We start from the raw sequence: 14559 nt of genomic DNA, 5'->3' as shown, positions 1-14559 counted from the left end.
CCGACACCGGCGTCCCTGGTTGCCGCGTAGGCCGGAGCGTCAGTTCGCGCGGGCGTTCTTCTCCAGAAAGTCCAGCACCAGCTTGCGCTCTTCGTCGGTGAGGCCGGCACGCGGGAACATGCTCTCGGTGATGCCGTGCCACTGCTTGACGGTGAAGTCGCCCGGCTCGCGCGGCACGTGGCACAGGGTGCAACGCTCGTAGAACAGCTTCTCGCCCGGCGTCATGCCGGCGGTGGCGGCGGCCTTGGCCTTGGCGGCACGCTCGGTGAGGCCGAAGGCGGCGGCATCGACGCGACCGGCGGCGTTCTCGACCAGCGGTGGCTCATAGGCGCGGTTCGGCCCTTCGACGTCGGTGCATTTGCGGAAGTAGGCCAGGCAGGTGTTGGCGCTGGTCGCCTGACTGAGGTCGCTCGCCGCCACGCTGGTGGTGAGCACGTTGATCGCCCCGCTGTTGCAGCGGCCCTTGCTGTCCTTCGACAACCAGGCCCCTTCGTAGATGCTGATCACGCCCTTCATGATGTTGGGCGACACCCGCGCCCCGACGATCAGCGCGCCGCGCTCGTTGTACACCTCGATCAGGTCGCCGTCCTTGACGCCACGCTCGCGGGCGTCCTCCTCGCTCACCAGGGCGAACTCGCGGCCCTCGATGTTGAGGTGCTTGGCGCATTCGGCGTTGGCCATCTGCGAATGCACGCGCATGAAGGGGTGCGGGCTCACCACATGCACCTGGCCGGGTCGGGCGTTGCCGAGGAACTCGGCCGGCTCGAGGTACTTCGGGATCGGCGGGCATTCCTTGGTGGCGAAGCGCTCGAAGGCTTCGACATACAGGCCGATCTTGCCCGTCGCAGTGTGCAGCGGGTTCTTGACCGGGTCGGCATAAAAGTCACCGTGGCGCACCCAGCGCCGGGCGGCCTCGGGCACCTCCATCTCGGCCACGCCGGTCTCCCAGAATTCCTCGAAGGGGATCCTGGCATCGGTGTTGGCGTAGCTGTTCCTGACGATGTCCATCACCGTCAGGCCCTCGGTGAAGCCGTACTCGACGCCGAAGAGCTCGGCCAGGCGGCGGAAGATCTCGAAGTCGTCCAGGCTCTCGCCATAGGGCTGGATCACCTGGCGCATCGCCCAGATCTTGTCGTTGCTGTAGGTGCCGCCGCTGCTGATGTCCTTGCGCTCGAGGTGGCTGGTGGCCGGCAGCACGATGTCGGCGTAGCGCGAGGACGCACACCACCACGGGTCCTGGTTCACCACCGTATGCACCTTCTTCGCCATCGCCTCGATCAGCTCGTTGGTGTTCTGTTGGTGATGGACGAAGTTGTTGCCGGCGTTGTAGATCATGTGCACGTCGGGGAAGGTGAAGCTGGCGCCGTCGCGGGTGTAGGGCTTGCCGGGGTTGAGCAGCATCTCCGAGATGCGCGATGCCGGGCAGCGGCCCTTGGCCGGGTTGCGCCCCTGGGCGATGCCGACCGCGCTGCGCTTGCCGGACACCGGCATGCCACCGCCGCCGTAGTGCCACGAGAAGCCCACGCCCTCGCCCGGCTTGCCGATCTTGCCGGTCATGGCGGCGAAGGCGATGATCGCCCAGTGGCTCATCTCGCCGTGATGGGCACGCTGCAGCGACCAGGCACCGGCGAACTGGGTGCGCTTGCTAGCGAACAGCTCGGCCATGTCGACGATCTTCGCCGCCGGGATGCCGGTGATCTTCTCGGCCCACTCGGGCGTCTTGGGCGGGGTGCCGTCGGCGTCCTTGCCCAACAGGTAGGGCAGGAATTTGTCAAAGCCGACGGTGTATTTGTCGAGATAGGCCTTGTCGTATTTGCCCGTGGTGTAGACGTACCAGCTCATCGCCAGGAACAGCGCGGTATCGGTATTGGGGACGATCTTCACCCACTCGGCGCGCATGGCCTCGTCGGTGGTGGTGCGCTGCGGGTTGATCGACACGAACTTCACCCCGGCGTCGCGGATCGCCTCCCAGCGCGAATACATCTGGTGGTCGGCCACCGTGTATTCGATGCGGTTGTTCTTCCATGGATCGCAACCGACCAGCACGAAGACCTCGGTGTGGTCGCGGATCACTTCCCACGCGGTCTGCGGCGAATACACCTCCATGTCGCCGATGATGTGCGGCAGGCTGATCTGCGAGGCGCCACCCGAGTAGTCGCCGGTGGTCACGCTGTGGCCGCCGATGAGGCCGAACAGCCGCCCCTGCAGCACCTGCGGGCGCAGCACGCCGGCATGCGACCAGCCGCCGTAGGACGAGCTGAACAGTGCATCGTTGCCATGCTGCTCGATCGTGCGCAGGCTGGCGTCGGCGACGAGCGCGAGCGCCTCTTCCCACGACACGCGCACGAAGGGCTCCTTGCCGCGCAGGTGGGGCTTGGTGTCGCCGCGCGGACTGGCGAGGTAGGAGCGGCGCACCATCGGGTACTGCACGCGGGTGGGGTGGTAGGTGCGGCTCAGCACGCCTTCGAGCAGCATCTGCGTCGGCATCGGGTCGAAGCCCTTCAGCGGCTGCACGCCGACGAGGATGCCGTTCTTCACCACCGCCTTGAACGGGCCGTAGTGCGAAGCGTGCGGGATCAGCACGGTGTCCGAACCGAACACCTCGTTGATGCCGAACAGCTTGAGACTGCCCGCGGCAACGGCCACGGCAGCAGTGGACTTCAGGAAGGCGCGGCGGCTGAGCGACATGATGAATCTCCTCGGTCAGTTGGCGATCTCGAATACCGAGACCGCCCCATGACCGCGATCTTCCGCGGCCACGGTTAATGCGAGCCGCAGAAATGCGAACCGCGCCTGCGGCTGTGTTAACGGGATTTACATCGGGGATTCACATTGGGGATTCACCTCGCGGCACCTACACCGCCAGACGCGGTAGGCACCAAGCTAGGAAAGCGGGCTTGCCCCGCGCGGCCCCGAGCGGTCGTCGCGCAGGGTGGCCGTCCGTTGCGGCGCTGCGGTATGCTCGGGCCCCCTCCCCGGCTCCTGCAGCCACCGATCAAAGAGAGCACAGCACAATGAGTGAAGTCATCAAGCCCGCACCGACCCTGACCCTCCTCAATGGCGTACGGATACCCCAGCTCGGCCTCGGCACCTGGCCGATGAACGATGCCGAATGCGCCCTCACCGTGGCCGCCGCCCTGCAGATGGGCTATCGCCATATCGACACCGCCGAGAACTACGAGAACGAGCGCGGCGTCGGCGAAGGCATCCGCAATTCGGGCGTGGCGCGCGAGGAGGTCTTCGTCACCACCAAGTTCAACCGCAAGTGGCACAGCGTGGACGGCGCCCGCCAGGCCTGCGAGGCCAGCCTCGAGCGCCTCGGGCTGGATTACATCGACCTGCTGCTGGTGCATTGGCCCAACCCCGACCAGGACCGCTACGTCGAGGCCTTCCAGGGCCTGGTGAAGCTGCTCGAGGCGGGCGTGGTGCGGGCAATCGGCACCTCCAACTTCAAGCCCGCCCACCTGCAGCGCCTGTTCGACCTCGGCCTGGTGCCGCACCTGAACCAGATCCAGCTCGACCCCTACCATCTGCGCGACGACCTCGTCGCCCTCCACCGCGAGCGCGGCATCGTCACCGGCGCCTGGCGCCCGCTGGGCTGCGGCAACGCCATGCTGGCCGACCCGGTAATCACCGCGATCGCCGAGCGTCACGGTCGCACCAGCGCGCAGATCGTGCTGCGCTGGCTGGTGCAGCAGGGCTTCGTCGCCACGCCGAAGTCCTCCAACCCGACGCGCATGGCGCAGAACCTGGCCATCTTCGACTTCGCCCTCAGCGACGCGGAAATGGCCGCGCTGGGCAGCCTCGATCGTCCCGACCCGGAGATGTTCGACGCGGACAGCTTCGGGCACTGAGCCTTACGCGCTGAGCCCCTCGCCTACCCGCGCGGTGGGCGTGCGGACGGTGCCGAACACACGCACGAAGGGGCGCCACGGCGCCCCTTCGTCTGATTCAGCCCGATCGCGCAGCCCCGTGCGGGCCGGCACCTTGCTCAGCCCGTCAGGGCGTCGCCCTTCGTGCCGCCAGCCTGATCCTCGGGCCCGATCTGGCCGATTTCGTCCATCCGCCGCCTCAGGCTGAGCCGATCGAGGCTCGCGATCGGCAGGTTCACGAACACCGCGATGCGGTTGCGCAGCATCCGATAGGCGTCCACGAACGCCAGGTGCCTCTCGGTGGTACTGCCTTCGGCCACCACCGGATCCGGGACGCCCCAGTGCGCCGTCATCGGCTGGCCGGGCCACACCGGGCACACTTCCTGCGCGGCCTTGTCGCACACGGTGATCACGAAGTCCATCTCGGGGGCCTCGCCACCGGCGAACTCGTCCCAGCTCTTGGAGCGCAACTCCGCGGTGGGGTAGCTCATCTTCTCCAGCAGTTCGAGCGCGCGAGGGTGAACCTCGCCCTTGGGTTCGCTGCCCGCCGACCAGGCGCGGAAGCGCCCCTTGCCCTCCTGGTTGAGGATGGCCTCGGCAAAGATCGAGCGCGCCGAGTTGCCGGAGCAAAGGAAGAGGACGTTGAAGCATTCTTCGCTCGCCATGCGTTTCTCCTTGGACTCCATTGGCATCAACCGAAGCGGCCGGTGATGTAGTCCTCGGTCCGCGACTCTTTCGGCCGGGTGAAGATTTCCTCGGTATCGCCTACCTCGACCAGGTCGCCCAGATGGAAGAAGGCGGTGCGGTTGGAGACGCGCGCCGCCTGCTGCATGTTGTGGGTGACGATGACGATGGTGTAGTTCGAGGCCAACTCGGTGATGAGCTGCTCGACCTTCGCGGTCGCGATCGGGTCCAGCGCCGAGCACGGCTCGTCCATCAGGATCACCTCGGGGCTCACCGCCACCGCCCGTGCGATGCACAGGCGCTGCTGCTGACCGCCGGACAGGCCCGTGCCAGGCTGGTCGAGGCGGTCCTTGACCTCCTCCCACAGGCCCGCCCGCCGCAGGCTGCTCTCGACGATGCCGTCGAGCTCGCTCTTGGACGCCGCGAGGCCGTGCAGGCGCGGGCCGTAGGCGATGTTCTCGTAGATCGACTTGGGGAAGGGGTTGGGTTTCTGGAACACCATGCCCACGCGCGCGCGCAGCAGCACGACGTCCAGCGAGCGGTCGTAGATGTCCTCGCCGTCGAGCTCGATCCGGCCGGTCACCCGGCAGCCGTCGATGGTATCGTTCATGCGGTTCAGGCAGCGCAGGAAGGTCGACTTGCCGCAACCCGACGGACCGATGAAGGCGAGCACTTCCTTCTCATAGACGTCGAGATCGACGCCGTGCAGGGCTTCCTTGTCGCCGTAGAACACGCGCGCGTCGCGGGCCTGCATCTTGATCACCGGCGTGGCAACCGACTTGCCCGCCTCGCCCGGCGCAGCGGGCGCCTGGCGCAATACGTTCGATTCCATTTTCATCATCACCACCTTTGTTCGAACCGTCTGCGCAGAAGGATTGCCAGCGCGTTCATGCTGATCATCACCGCAAGCAGGACGACGATCGCCGCCGAGGTTCGTGCTTCGAAGAAATTACGCAGTTCGTTGCCCTGCCACAGGTAGATCTGCACCGGCAGCGCCGTGGCCTGGTCGAGGGGTGTGGCCGGCACCGAGGCGACGAAGGCGCTCATGCCGATCAGCAGCAGCGGCGCGGTCTCGCCGATGGCCTGGGCGACGCCGATGATCGCCCCGGTCAGGATGCCGGGCAGCGCCAGCGGCAGCACATGGTGGAAGATCGTCTGCGTCTTCGAGGCGCCGATGCCGAGCGCCGCCTGGCGGATCGACGGCGGAATCGCCTTCAGGGTCGAGCGCGTGGCGATGATCACCGTGGGCAAGGTCATCAGCGACAGCACCAGGCCGCCGACGATGGGCGCCGACAACGGCATCTTGAACCAATTGATGAACACGGCCGCGCCGAGCAGGCCGAAGATGATCGAAGGCACCGCGGCGAGGTTGTTGATGTTCACCTCGATGAGGTCGGTGAACTTGTTGCGCGGCGCGTATTCCTCGAGGTAGATCGCGCTCGCCACGCCCACCGGCACCGCGATCAGGATCACGATCAGCATCATGTAGAGCGTGCCCATGATCGCCCCGGCCAGGCCGGCAGAGGCCAGCGAGCTGCGCGAGTCGGGGTTCATGAACAGCGAGGTGCTGAACCTCATCTCGATCACGCCGCGCTCATAGAGCTGATCGGCCCACTGGCGGACTTCGGGCGGCAGTTGCTGCTGACTGTCGGGGAGCTCGCGGTCGATGTTGCCCTTGAGCCAGACATCCACGTTGGCGTCCGCCAGCAGGCGCAGCGTGACGCGCTGACCGAGCAGATCAGGGTTGGCGACGAACATGTCGCGCAAGCCGAAGCGCTCGCCGCTGGTCACGAGCCGACGCACCAGGGCGCGCTTGGAGGCGGCCTCGGGCAGGTGCTCGATCAGCGCGTTCTCGATCACCCGGTTCCAGTTGACCATGGTCACCTGGGTCTGCCAGGCCAGCTCGCGATCGCGCAGCTGGGCGGGCGTCTCGTCGGCCCGCATCTGCGGACGCGGCTCGACCTTGACGATTTCCGGGTCGAAATGAACGGGAATTTCCAGCGTCGCCTGCCAGAAGGCCGGAATGCCCTTGGCAAAGATGGTGATGAACAGCAGGGCCACCATGGCAAGGCCGAACAGCACCGCTGCCATGCCGGCGGCGCGGAAGCGCTGCTCGGCAGCATGACGACGACCAAGCGAATTCTTGACCAACTCGTGCTGCGGTGTCCGCCGCCGGTCGGATGGGGGAGGAACGCGGAGGGTATCGTGGGTCACGGCTTGCTCACTCATTCATATTGCTCGCGATACTTGCGCACGATGTAGAGCGCGACGACGTTCAGCGCCAGCGTGATGACGAACAGCGTCAGGCCCAGCGCGAAGGCGACCAGGGACTGCGGGCTGGCGAAATCGAGGTCGCCGGTGAGCTGATTGACGATGGTCACGGTCACCGTGGACACCGCCTCGAAGGGGTTCGCGTGCAGCACCGGGCTGTTGCCGGCGGCCAGCACGACGATCATCGTCTCGCCGATGGCGCGGCTGGCCGCGAGCAGGAAGGCACCGACGATGCCCGGCAAGGCCGCCGGCAAGACGACGTTGCGGATCGTCTCGGCCTTGGTCGCACCCAGGCCCAGTGAGCCGTCGCGCATCGCACGCGGCACCTGGGTGATGATGTCGTCCGACAGCGAGGACACGAAGGGGATGATCATGATGCCCATCACCACGCCTGCGGTCAGCGCGCTGGTGGCGCGGATGTCGAGGCCCACGGCGAGCCCGAGGCCGTGGAAGAAGGGGCCGACGGTCACCAGGGCGAAGAAGCCATAGACGATGGTGGGGATGCCGGCCAGCACCTCGATCACCGGCTTGGCGATCGCGCGCAGCCAGTCCGGCGCGTATTCGGCCATGTAAATGGCGGTCATCAGGCCGATCGGCACCGCAATCAGCAGCGCGACGATGCTGACCATGATCGTGCCCCACAGCAGCGGCAGCAGCCCGAACTGGCCCTGGCCACCGGTGCCGACGGTGGAGAAGCGCGGATTCCACACCGTGCCGAAGAAGAAATCGACCGGGCTGACGAACTGGAAGAAGCGCATCGCCTCGCCCAGCATCGACAGCACGATGCCGATGGTGGTCAGGATGGCGATGGTCGAGCACACGATCAGCAGCGTCTGCACCACGCGCTCGACCTTGTTGCGCGCACGCAGGGCCGGCGAGATGCGCCTGAGGGTGAACACCAGGCCGCCGACCGCCAGTGCGGCCATCAGGGCGACCATCGACAGGCGACCGGTGCTCTGCAGCTCGCTCACGCGCGCGGCGGCGGCAAGTTCATAGGCCGCGGGCTGGTCCGACACGCCGAAGCCACTCGCGATCGACTCCACCCGACGCAGGATCACGTTGATCTGGTTGCCGTCGAGCGCGGCCACCTCCGGTGGCAACTGCTCGATCACCACGGAGCGGATCATGCTCGGCTCGACCATGGACCACAGCAGGAATACCGCCAGCGCCGGCAGCCCGCACCACAGCGCGACCAGCAAGCCGTAATAGCCGGGCCGGGAGTGCATCCGCACTGCCCCACCGGCCGCCACCGAACGGCTGCGCAGGACGCCGAACTGATAGGCAAAACCCATCAGCACCAGCAGCGCACCGATCATGATCCAGTTATTCATGTTTTCTCCGCAGCCGAGGCCCTGGATGAAAGCCCCGGAAACAGGCTTCGTTTCACGGGGCTGGGCATCATTTCCTCAGTTCGGGGGCGCCACCGACAATCAGCGCCACCCCCGGACACATCACTGGACGACTTTCTCGGCACGCACGTCGGCGACGATGCGGGCACGCTCTTCGTCGGCGAGCGGGATCAGGCCGGCACTCTCGAGCGCGCTGCCCGAGCCCGACATCTGCTCGCTAAGGAAGAACTCGGCGTACTCCTTGAGGCCCGGCACCACACCAAGGTGTTCACCCTTGATGTAGAAGAAGAGCGGGCGCGAGACCGGATACTCGCCCGAGGCGATCGTTTCCAGGCTCGGCGTGACGCCATTGACCGTCGCCACCTTCAGGCGGTCGCGGTTCTGGTCGTAGAAGGACAGACCGAACACGCCAACCGCGTCGGCCTGGGCCTGCAGGCGAGCCAGGGTCTCGGTGTAGTCGCCGGCGATCTCGATGATGCGACCATCCTGGCGCAAGCTGTTGCAGAAGGCCTTCTGCGCGTCCTTGTCGAGTGCCTTGACCTCGGCCAGCGACTCGCAACCCGGGTGCGTCACCTTCTCCTCGAACACCTCACGCGTGCCGTGGTTGGAGGCCGGGATCACCAGCACGATTTCCTGGTCGGGCAGCGCGCTGTCGATCTGCGACCAGCGAGTGTTGGGGTTGGCGACCATCTTGCCATCGACCGGCACCTGGGCGGCAGCAGCCAGGAAGACCTGCTGCGGCGTCAGCGCGAAGCTGCCCTTGTCGGCGCGCGATGCAAACACGATGCCGTCGTAGCCAAACTGCACCTCGATGATCTTGGCGACGCCCGCCTTCTGGCAGCTCTCGACTTCGGCGGGGCGGATCGGACGCGAGGAGTTGGCGATGTCGATGGTGTTCACACCGACGCCCTGGCAGAACTGGCGCAGGCCGCCACCCGAGCCACCGGAGCCGACCACCGGGGTCTTGAACTGCGGGAAGGCGCTGCCGAACTCTTCGGCGACGATGCTGGCGAACGGCAGGACGGTGGACGAACCTGCGATCTGCAGGTTGTCGCGCGCCATGGCGGGCGCGGCGACCGAGGCAGCCATGGCCACGACGGCAGTTGCGATCAGGCTCTTCTTGAACATGTACAGGCTCTCCAGATTCGTGAATTCATCTTGCCCCGGGGGGCGGGTGCCCCCGTCGTGCGGGAACGGAGTGGATTATCGGGACCCAAGATGACAGTTCTGTTAAACGTCACGAAACAATCGCAAGAGCAGCATGCAGACCACTTCCTGATGGCATGAGCACGACTCACCCAGGAGACGGAAGTCCCAATGCAACAAGGGCTTGGCGCAGTAAAGCGCCAAGCCCTTGTCTGTCAGCGCCGCATCTTGCGGCGCAAGAAGTCGTGGATGCAGGATCAGCCGATGGCGTGCTCCACGGCCGACGCGATCGATTTGGCCAGGCGCTCGACCTGCGCTCCGTCGCGTCCTTCGACCATCACCCGCAACAGGGGCTCGGTGCCCGAAGGCCGCAGCAGCACGCGGCCGCTGTCACCGAGTTCGCGCTCGGCGTCGTCGCGCGCACGAGCGATGGTGGCGTCAGCCTGCCAGTCGAAACCGGCGGCCATGCGCACGTTGATCAGACGCTGCGGGTAGAAGAGGAGATCGGCGCAGGCCTCGGCAAGACTCTCGCCGCGCTGCTTGAGGGCGGCCAGCACCTGCAGCGCCGACACGATGCCATCGCCGGTCGTGTGGCGGTCCAGGCAGATGATGTGGCCGGAGTTCTCCCCGCCCAGCTTCCAGCCGCGCTCGTGCAGCAGCTCGAGCACGTAGCGGTCACCGACCTTGGCGCGCGCAAAGGGCGCACCGAGGCGGCCGATGGCATGCTCGAAGCCCAGGTTGCTCATCAGCGTGCCGACCACGCCCTCGAGCCGGCCTTCGGCGTGACGCGCCCGCGCGACCACGTAGAGCAGCTTGTCGCCGTCGTAGATCTCGCCCTGGCGGTCCACCATCATCAGGCGGTCGGCATCGCCATCGAGCGCGATGCCAAGATCCGCAGCCTGCGCGAGGACGGCCGTCTTGAGGTGTTCGGGACGGGTCGCACCGACGCCGTCGTTGATGTTGAGGCCGTTGGGCTCGACCCCTACCGGCACCACTTCGGCACCGAGTTCGTGCAGGACCTTGGGCGCAATGTGGTAGGCCGCGCCGTGGGCGCAGTCCACTGCAATCCGCAGGCCGCGCAGGTCGAGCTCGTTCGGAAACGTGCTCTTGCAGAATTCGATGTAGCGCCCGGCCGCATCCGCGACGCGCCGGGCCTTGCCGAGCCGCGCCGAATCCACGCAGCCCATCGGCTCGTCGAGCCTGGCCTCGATCTCGGCCTCGACCGCGTCGGGCAGCTTCGTCCCCCCGGCCGAGAAGAACTTGATGCCGTTATCGTAGAAGGGATTGTGCGAGGCCGAGATCACCACGCCCGCCTGCAGGCGCAGCGCCCGCGTCAGGTAGGCCACCGCCGGGGTCGGAATCGGGCCCGCCAGCATCACGTCGACGCCCGCCGCGGCAAAGCCCGCCTCCAGCGCCGCCTCGAGCATGTAGCCCGAGATGCGGGTGTCCTTGCCGATCAGCACCGCCGGGTGTTCGCCCGCCGGCAGTTTCTCGCGTGCCACCAGGGTCAGGCCCGCCGCGTAGCCCAGTCGCATGACGAATTCAGGCGTAATGGGGGCTTCGCCGACCCTGCCGCGCACACCGTCCGTTCCAAAATATCTACGCCCCATCAGCACACCCGCCGCAGTCGAAAACCCGGATTATGACAGCGTTGAAACCGCCTGCCACACCTTGAGCGCATCGATGGTCGGCGCCACGTCGTGCACCCGCACGATGGCCGCCCCGCGCTGCACTGCGATCAGGGCTGCGGCAACGCTGGCCGGCATGCGCGCATCGACCTCGCGTCCGGTGACCGCGCCGAGCATGGACTTGCGCGACATGCCCGCGAGCACCGCCAGCCCGCCCTCGCCGAAGCGCGCGAGCTCGCGCAGCAAGGTGAAGTTATGCACCGTGCGCTTGCCGAAACCAAAACCGGGGTCGAGCACGATGCGCTCGCGCGCCACACCAGCCGCCTGCAGGGCCGCCACCCGTTCGTCGAGGAAGGCGGACACCTCGACCACCACGTCGTCGTAGCGCGGGTCGGCCTGCATCGTCCGCGGCTCGCCCTGCATGTGCATCACGCACAGTCCGGCGGCGCTGGCGGCAACCGCCTCGACCGCGCCCGGCGTGCGAAAGGCGTTGATGTCGTTGATCATGTCCGCCCCCGCTGCCAGCGCCGCGCGCATCACCGCCGGCTTCAGGGTGTCGATCGACAGCGGCACCTGCCAGTCGCGCGCGCGCTCGACGAAGCGCACGACGCGCTCGAGTTCCTGCCCCTCAGGCACCGGGTCCGAGCCGGGGCGGGACGACTCCGCGCCGATGTCGAGCATGTCCGCGCCTTCTTCCAGCGCGCGCTCGGCGCGCGCCAGCGCGGCCGACACATCGCCGTGAAGACCGTCCCCGGAGAAGGAGTCGTCGGTCAGATTGATGATCGCCATCACCTTGGGCTGGCTCAGATCGAGCTGGAAACGGCCGCAGTGCAGAAGGGTCATGAGGGGCTCACGAGCAAAAGAAAATGTGGAAGGGATTCGGCCAAGCGGGACGCAGGCAAGGAAAATGGGCCGGATCAACCGGCCCATTCTCGGGGAACTACGCGGTACTGCGCCAGGCTTCAGGCTGCGGGTGCCGGCGCGTTGGGCTCGGCGCCCGGCGATTCGTCCTTCGGACGCGGCGTCGGCGTGGCGACCGGCTTGGGCGGGCGCGGCGGACGGCCGGCCATGATGTCGTTCACCTGGTCGGCATCGATGGTTTCCCACTCCAGCAGCGCCTTGGTCATCGCTTCGACCTTGTCACTGTTCTCCTCGATCAGCCGACGGGCGAGCGAGTACTGCTGGTCGATGATGCGCCGGATCTCGGCATCGACCTTCTGCATCGTGGCTTCGGACACGTTACGGTGCGTGGTGACCTGGCGGCCAAGGAAGATCTCGCCTTCCTCCTCGCCATACACCATCGGCCCCAGCGTGTCGGACATGCCCCACTGCGTGACCATGCGACGCGCCAGATCGGTGGCGCGCGCAAAGTCGTTCGAAGCACCGGTAGTCATCTGCTTCATGAAGATTTCTTCGGCGATGCGGCCACCGAATAGCACCGCAATCGTCTGCAACAATCGTTCGCGATCCTGGCTGTAGCGATCTTCGGTCGGCAATTGCATGGTCACGCCGAGCGCGCGACCGCGCGGAATGATGGTGACCTTGTGCACCGGGTCGGTCTTGTCGAGCAATCGCGCGACCACCGCGTGACCCGACTCATGGTAAGCGGTGTTGCGGCGCTCTTCCTCGGGCATGACCACCGAGCGGCGCTCGGCGCCCATCATGATCTTGTCCTTGGCACGCTCGAAGTCCTCCATGTCCACCAGGCGCTTGTTGCTGCGCGCGGCAAAAAGCGCAGCCTCATTCACCAGGTTGGCCAGGTCGGCACCGGCAAAACCGGGCGTACCACGCGCGAGCACCTGCGGATCGACGTCGGGCGCGATCGGCACCTTGCGCATATGCACTTTCAGGATCTGCTCGCGGCCACGAATGTCGGGCAGCGCCACCACCACCTGGCGGTCGAAGCGACCGGGGCGCAGCAGCGCCGGATCGAGCACGTCGGGGCGGTTGGTGGCAGCGATCACGATCACGCCGGCCTGACCCTCGAAACCGTCCATCTCGACCAGCAACTGGTTGAGGGTTTGCTCACGCTCATCGTTGCCCCCGCCCATGCCAGCGCCACGCTGGCGACCGACCGCGTCGATCTCATCGATGAAGATGATGCAGGGCGCGTGCTTCTTGGCCTGTTCGAACATGTCGCGAACGCGCGCCGCGCCCACGCCGACGAACATCTCGACGAAGTCGGAACCCGAGATCGAGAAGAAGGGCACCTTCGCCTCGCCCGCAATGGCCTTGGCGAGCAAGGTCTTGCCGGTGCCGGGCGAGCCCACCATCAGCACACCCTTCGGGATGCGGCCGCCCAGCTTCTGGAACTTGGACGGATCGCGCAGGAACTCGACCAGCTCGAAGACCTCTTCCTTCGCTTCGTCACACCCGGCCACGTCGGCGAAGGTGATCGAGTTCGCCGACTCATCGAGCATGCGCGCCTTGCTCTTGCCGAAGGAAAACGCACCTCCCTTGCCACCACCCTGCATCTGGCGCATGAAGAAGATCCACACCCCGATCAGCAGCAGCATCGGGAACCACGACACGAAGATGCTGGCGAGGAAGGACTGCTCCTCATCGGGCTTGGTCGCATTGACCTGAACGCCGTAGCGCATCAGGTCGGACACCATCCAGATGTCCTGCACGCCCGGGGTGTACACGGTGATCGTGCGCCCCTCCTGGGTCGTGGCCTTGAGCATGCGCCCGTCGATGGTCGCACGCGTGATCCGCCCCGCCCTCGCCTCTTCCAGGAACTGCGAGTATTCCATGGTGTTCGGCGGTGTCTGGCGCGCATTGAACTGGTTGAATACGGTCATCAGTACGACGCCGATCACCATCCAGATCGCGAGATTCTTGAAGAGATTGTTCAACTTTCTATTCCCCGAAAGCCTGTTCGGCCATGTACGCGACAGACCGATTCTAGAGGTGAACGTTCCCACCGGCAAACCAATGGGCGTCATTGGAACAGGCAATACCCATCGCCGATCGCCGACTCAGGTCTGGCGCGGTCCCTTGCCGAGCAGATACACCTCGGCGCTGCGGTCGCGCGAGGCCTTGGGCTTGCGCACCTGGACAGCGCTGAACGCGGACTCCATCTGCTTGCGGAATTCCATGAAGCCTTCGCCCTGGAACACCTTGACGACGAACTGGCCGCCCGGTTTGAGGTGACGGACGGCGAAATCGAGCGCGAGTTCGCACAGATGGATGGATCGTGCCTGGTCGACCGTCGCCACCCCCGACAGGTTCGGCGCCATGTCGGACAAGACCACATCGGCCCGCGCGCCCTCGAGCCGGTTCTCGAGCTCTTCCAGCGCCGCATCCTCGGTGAAGTCGCCGAGCAGGAAGTCGACGCCGGCGACCGGCTCCATGGGCAGCAGGTCGAGCGCGAAGATGCGCGCCTTCGGGCCACAACGCCGCACCGCGACCTGGCACCACGAGCCCGGGGCCGCACCAAGGTCGACGATGAGCGCGCCCGGCTTGAGCAGGTGGTCGCGCTCGTCGATCTCGAGCAGCTTGTAGGCCGCACGCGCGCGATAGCCCTCGGCCTGGGCGCGCTGCACGTAGGGGTCATTCACATGATCGTGCACCCAGGCACGACTGGTCTTGTTCTTCTTCATCGCTGTG

The 14559-nt window shown here is 66.4% G+C and carries 11 protein-coding genes; 1 reads left to right on the top strand and 10 read right to left on the bottom strand.

All coding sequences use genetic code 11. The features are described 5' to 3' along the window. Window positions 1–39 precede the first annotated feature (39 nt). Window positions 40–2688, bottom strand: a complete 2649-nt coding sequence (locus tag ACMV5O_RS17290) for a molybdopterin-dependent oxidoreductase (protein ID WP_416164640.1) — start codon at window positions 2686–2688, stop codon at window positions 40–42. A gap of 326 nt (window positions 2689–3014) precedes the next feature. Here ACMV5O_RS17290 and ACMV5O_RS17285 point away from each other — a divergent pair, with 326 nt between their 5' ends. Then, window positions 3015–3854, top strand: a complete 840-nt coding sequence (locus ACMV5O_RS17285; protein WP_416164639.1) for an aldo/keto reductase — start codon at window positions 3015–3017, stop codon at window positions 3852–3854. A 137-nt stretch (window positions 3855–3991) separates the two neighbouring features. Here the strand turns inward: ACMV5O_RS17285 and ACMV5O_RS17280 are convergent, their stop codons facing one another. The 9 genes from ACMV5O_RS17280 to ACMV5O_RS17240 form a co-directional block, all read right to left on the bottom strand. Further along, the gene (locus ACMV5O_RS17280) at window positions 3992–4537 is read right to left on the bottom strand and encodes an arsenate reductase ArsC (protein WP_416164638.1); all 546 of its coding nucleotides are present in this window, start codon (window positions 4535–4537) and stop codon (window positions 3992–3994) included. 26 nt (window positions 4538–4563) lie between these two features. Further along, the gene (pstB, locus tag ACMV5O_RS17275) at window positions 4564–5310 is read right to left on the bottom strand and encodes a phosphate ABC transporter ATP-binding protein PstB (protein ID WP_324539150.1); all 747 of its coding nucleotides are present in this window, start codon (window positions 5308–5310) and stop codon (window positions 4564–4566) included. Window positions 5311–5396: 86 nt separating this feature from the next. Next, window positions 5397–6707 (bottom strand): phosphate ABC transporter permease PstA, encoded by a 1311-nt coding sequence (gene pstA, locus ACMV5O_RS17270; RefSeq protein WP_416164637.1) that lies wholly within the window; start codon window positions 6705–6707, stop codon window positions 5397–5399. Between the two features lie 74 nt (window positions 6708–6781). Continuing rightward, complete coding sequence (gene pstC, locus ACMV5O_RS17265) at window positions 6782–8158, bottom strand: phosphate ABC transporter permease subunit PstC (RefSeq protein ID WP_416164636.1); 1377 nt, start codon at window positions 8156–8158, stop codon at window positions 6782–6784. 120 nt (window positions 8159–8278) lie between these two features. Further along, complete coding sequence (locus ACMV5O_RS17260; RefSeq protein ID WP_416164635.1) at window positions 8279–9304, bottom strand: substrate-binding domain-containing protein; 1026 nt, start codon at window positions 9302–9304, stop codon at window positions 8279–8281. Between the two features lie 275 nt (window positions 9305–9579). Next, window positions 9580–10932, bottom strand: coding sequence for a phosphoglucosamine mutase (gene glmM, locus ACMV5O_RS17255; RefSeq protein WP_416164634.1), 1353 nt, complete (start codon window positions 10930–10932; stop codon window positions 9580–9582). Window positions 10933–10962: 30 nt separating this feature from the next. Next, window positions 10963–11793: a dihydropteroate synthase gene (gene folP / locus ACMV5O_RS17250; protein WP_416164633.1), complete on the bottom strand. Its 831-nt coding sequence runs from the start codon at window positions 11791–11793 to the stop codon at window positions 10963–10965. Between the two features lie 119 nt (window positions 11794–11912). Further along, window positions 11913–13805 carry an ATP-dependent zinc metalloprotease FtsH gene (gene ftsH, locus ACMV5O_RS17245; protein ID WP_416164632.1) on the bottom strand — a complete coding sequence of 631 codons (1893 nt, stop codon included), beginning with the start codon at window positions 13803–13805 and terminating at the stop codon, window positions 11913–11915. 123 nt (window positions 13806–13928) lie between these two features. Beyond that, window positions 13929–14552, bottom strand: coding sequence for an RlmE family RNA methyltransferase (locus ACMV5O_RS17240; RefSeq protein WP_416164631.1), 624 nt, complete (start codon window positions 14550–14552; stop codon window positions 13929–13931). Between the last annotated feature and the right edge of the window lie 7 nt (window positions 14553–14559).

This window comes from Thauera sp. WH-1 (genome assembly GCF_047806685.1).
Lineage (GTDB): Bacteria > Pseudomonadota > Gammaproteobacteria > Burkholderiales > Rhodocyclaceae > Thauera.
Note: the sequence above shows the minus strand (reverse complement) of the source record. Positions and strands in the feature narration are given on the sequence as shown.

Excerpts from the sequence above, each read along its gene's own strand:
- ACMV5O_RS17260 (WP_416164635.1), bottom strand. The coding sequence starts at position 9,304 with ATGTTCAAGAAGAGCCTGATCGCAACTGCCGTCGTGGCCATGGCTGCC.
- ACMV5O_RS17240 (WP_416164631.1), bottom strand. The coding sequence starts at position 14,552 with ATGAAGAAGAACAAGACCAGTCGTGCCTGGGTGCACGATCATGTGAAT.
- pstB (WP_324539150.1), bottom strand. The coding sequence starts at position 5,310 with ATGCAGGCCCGCGACGCGCGCGTGTTCTACGGCGACAAGGAAGCCCTG.
- folP (WP_416164633.1), bottom strand. The coding sequence starts at position 11,793 with ATGACCCTTCTGCACTGCGGCCGTTTCCAGCTCGATCTGAGCCAGCCC.
- ACMV5O_RS17290 (WP_416164640.1), bottom strand. The coding sequence starts at position 2,688 with ATGTCGCTCAGCCGCCGCGCCTTCCTGAAGTCCACTGCTGCCGTGGCC.
- pstC (WP_416164636.1), bottom strand. The coding sequence starts at position 8,158 with ATGAATAACTGGATCATGATCGGTGCGCTGCTGGTGCTGATGGGTTTT.
- ACMV5O_RS17280 (WP_416164638.1), bottom strand. The coding sequence starts at position 4,537 with ATGGCGAGCGAAGAATGCTTCAACGTCCTCTTCCTTTGCTCCGGCAAC.
- ACMV5O_RS17285 (WP_416164639.1), top strand. The coding sequence starts at position 3,015 with ATGAGTGAAGTCATCAAGCCCGCACCGACCCTGACCCTCCTCAATGGC.
- glmM (WP_416164634.1), bottom strand. The coding sequence starts at position 10,932 with ATGGGGCGTAGATATTTTGGAACGGACGGTGTGCGCGGCAGGGTCGGC.